Annotated in this window: 2 protein-coding genes; one reads left to right on the top strand and one right to left on the bottom strand. The window is 73.1% G+C overall.

All coding sequences use genetic code 11. From position 1 onward, the window contains the following. Window positions 1–60: 60 nt before the first annotated feature. Window positions 61–1,797 carry a M1 family aminopeptidase gene (locus D7W82_RS38975; protein ID WP_233588201.1) on the top strand — a complete coding sequence of 579 codons (1,737 nt, stop codon included), beginning with the start codon at window positions 61–63 and terminating at the stop codon, window positions 1,795–1,797. An 18-nt stretch (window positions 1,798–1,815) separates the two neighbouring features. Here D7W82_RS38975 and ftsY read toward each other — a convergent pair. Then, a partial coding sequence (ftsY, locus tag D7W82_RS38970; protein ID WP_304988768.1) for a signal recognition particle-docking protein FtsY occupies window positions 1,816–3,302 on the bottom strand: 1,487 nt, incomplete at its 5' end.

The following is a 3,302-nucleotide window of genomic DNA, read 5'->3' as shown; positions in this document are numbered from 1 at the left end:
GCGATCGGCGGCAGCGTCAGAGGTGTATAAGAGACAGCCGCCATTCCGGGCGCGGGCAGCGTGGCGCCGGAGGTGCAGCTGTGCCTCCAGCACCTGAAGCCGGAGGAGCGGGACCGGGCCGCGAAGGCGCTGGGGCCGCTGGAGTCCGTGCCGCTCTACCGGGTTCAGCTGGAGGTGGAGCCGAAGGAGCGGCGCGTCTGGGGCAAGGTGCAGGTGGAGCTGGTGGCGAAGGGCCCCAAGCCGGTGACGGAGCTGTTCCTGCGGCTCACTCCCAACACCCGCTCCCGCCAGGTGACGCTCTCCGGCGCGAAGCTCAACGGGAAGGCCGTGGCGCTGGAGCTGGGGCCGGAGCCCACGTTGCAGCGCATCACCGTGGAGCCGCCGGTGCCCCCGGGCGGCACGGTGTCGCTGGAGGTCTCGCTGAAGGGCACGGTGCCCAGGGCGGCGCCGGGCGCGGAGTCGCTCTTGGGCTCGGGCGGGCTGCTGGGCGGCGGCGCGAAGGGCGGCTCGGATGACCACGGGGCGTTCTCCGCCACGGCGGACGTGGTGAGCCTGGTGGGCGTGGTGCCGCAGGTGCCGCCGGTGGATGAGCAGGGCCAGCCGTGGGCCGGCCCGCAGGGCACGGGGGACCTGGCGCTGTACGAGCCCGCGCACGTGCTGGCCACGCTCACGGTGCCGTCGGGCTGGGCGGCGCACGCCACCGGGACGCCCATGGGCGCGGTGCCCGAGCGCGACGGCCGGGTGCGCTACAGCTTCGCCGCGGCGGCGGTGCGCGACTTCCCGGTGCTGGTGACGCGCGGCTACCAGTCCGCCACCGCCACGGTGAACGGCGTCACGGTGGAGAGCCACTTCGCGGCGCGGGACGCGGCGGTGGGCAAGCGCGTGCTCAAGTACGCGTCGCAGGCCCTGACGGAGTTCGAGAAGCGGCTGGGCCCGCTGCCCTACACCCACTTCCGCGTGGTGCAGGCGCCCTTGAGCGGCGGCGCGGGCGGCATGGAGTTCCCGGGGCTGGTGACGGTGGGCACGTCCCTCTACCGCGCGAAGCAGGACCCGCTGTCCATGCTGGTGGGCATGCCCGGCATGGAGGCCTTCCAGGAGCTGCTGGACGCGCAGGGCGGCGCGGGGATGCTGGCGCAGGTGAGCTCGCAGGTGGGCGCGTCCCTGGAGCGCACGCTGGAGTTCACCGTGGCGCACGAGGTGGCGCACCAGTACTTCGCGGGGCTCGTGGGCTCGGACCCCATCCACGACCCGGTGGTGGACGAGTCCCTGGCGCAGTACGCGGCGCTCCTCTACATGGAGTGGGCCCACGGCCCGGAGGCCGCCGAGTCCCTGCGCAACGAAGCCCTGGTGATGCCCTACCAGTTCTTCCGCATGACGGGCGGAAGCGACGGCCGCGCGGACCGGCCCACGGGCGACTTCGACGGCGGCGAGCTGGAGTACGGCGCGCTCGTTTACGGCAAGGCGCCGCTGCTGCACCACGCGTCGCGCAAGCTCGTGGGAGACAGCGCCTTCTTCAAGGCCCTGCGCGCGTACGTGGACACGTACCGCTTCAAGTGGGCGTGCAAGGCGTGCTTCACGCAGGAGCTGGCGAAGGCGAGCCCCGCGAACGCGAAGGCGCTGACGCAGCTGCGCACGCGCTGGTGGGAGGAGTCCCACGGCGACGAGGACCTGGGCGCGGCGGACCTCCAGGGGCTGATGGAGGCCATGGGCGGCGACATGGGCATGGGCGGCGTGAAGCTGGACGCCCAGACGCAGCAGCTCCTGGAGCAGCTCCTGCCCCAGCTGATGGGCCAGTAGGGCCGGGGCAGGGCCGCTTCAGTCGAACAGCGCCTGCACGAACTCGCGCGGCTCGAAGCGGCGCAGGTCGGCGATCTTCTCGCCCACGCCCACCCAGACCACGGGCAGCTTCAGCTCGTCGCAGATGCCGATGATGACGCCGCCCTTGGCGGTGCCGTCCAGCTTGGTGAGCGCGATGGCGTTGATGCCCACGGCCTCGTGGAACTGCTTGGCCTGCTGGATGGCGTTCTGCCCGTTGGTGGAGTCCAGCACGAGGAGGACTTCATGGGGCGCGCCGGGCAGCGCCTTGTCCATCACGCGCTTGACCTTCTTGAGCTCCTCCATGAGCGGGGCCTTGGTGTGCAGCCGGCCCGCGGTGTCCGCGATGATGACGTCCGCGCCTTCCGTCTGGGCTTTCTTCACCGCCTCGAAGATGACGGCGCTCGGGTCGCCGCCGTCCGGGCCCTTCACCAACTGGGCGCCCGCGCGCTCGGCCCAGACGTCCAGCTGCTCCGTGGCGGCGGCGCGGAAGGTGTCACCCGCGGCGAGCACCACCTTCTTGCCCTGGCCGGTGAGCTGCGCGGCCAGCTTGCCGATGGTCGTGGTCTTCCCGGCGCCGTTGACGCCCACCACCATCACCACGTGCGGCGGGCCACCGCCCTCCAGCGAGCGCGGCACGGGCAGGTCCACCATGCGCGCCACCTCGTCGCGGATGGCGCCCTTGATGCGCTCCGGGTCCTTCAGCTCCGCGCGCTTGAGCTTGTCGCGCGCCACCTCCACCAGGTGGTCCGCGGTGCGCACGCCGATGTCGGCGGTGAACAAAATCTCTTCCAGCTCCGACAGGACGGACTCGTCCATGGTGCGCTGGCCGCCGAACAGGCCGTTGAGCCGCGCCATGAAGCCCTGGTTCTTCGTGCGGTCCAGCCCCTGCGCCAGCGTGCGGCCGCCCTCCGCCTCCACCTTGGCGCGCGCCGCGGCGGCCTCGGCCTGACGGGCGGCCTCCGCCTGGGCGGCCTCCTGGGCGATGGCCTCATCGCGCAGGCGCACCGCTTCCACCTGCTCCCGCTTGCGGCGCTCGCGCGTCTCGTCGTCGAGCGCCTTCTTGGCGCGGTACTCGACGCGCTTGGCTTCTTCCTCGCGCTCCTTGAGGGCGCGGACCTGCGCCTCCAGCCGGGCCTTCTCCGCCGGGTCCTTCGCGGCGTGGGCGGCGAACGAGGCCGTCTCGCGCTCACGGCGCAGCTCGTCCATGCGCGCGTGGGCGTCATCCAGGTCGCGGCGCCGGGCGAGCTCCGCCTCGTTGGGCGGCAGCTCCACGCGCAGCTCGGGGCGCTCCGCGGGCAGCTGGGGCGCCTCCTCCGGCTTGCGGGGGGCCTCCGGCACGCGCTTCTTGCCGAAGAGCTTGCGCGCCGCCACGAGCGCCAGGACGACGAAGAGGGCCGCGCCGCCAATGCCCACCACTTCGCCGCCGGTGAGCCCGGTGTCCGGCGGGGTGCCCGTGCCCGGCTGCGTCGTCCCGCCGCCGGGGG

Source organism: Corallococcus sp. CA049B (assembly GCF_003611685.1).
In the GTDB taxonomy this organism is placed as follows: domain Bacteria; phylum Myxococcota; class Myxococcia; order Myxococcales; family Myxococcaceae; genus Corallococcus; species Corallococcus coralloides.
The sequence above is the reverse complement of the archived record's forward strand: the minus strand, read 5'-3'. Positions and strand labels throughout refer to the sequence as shown.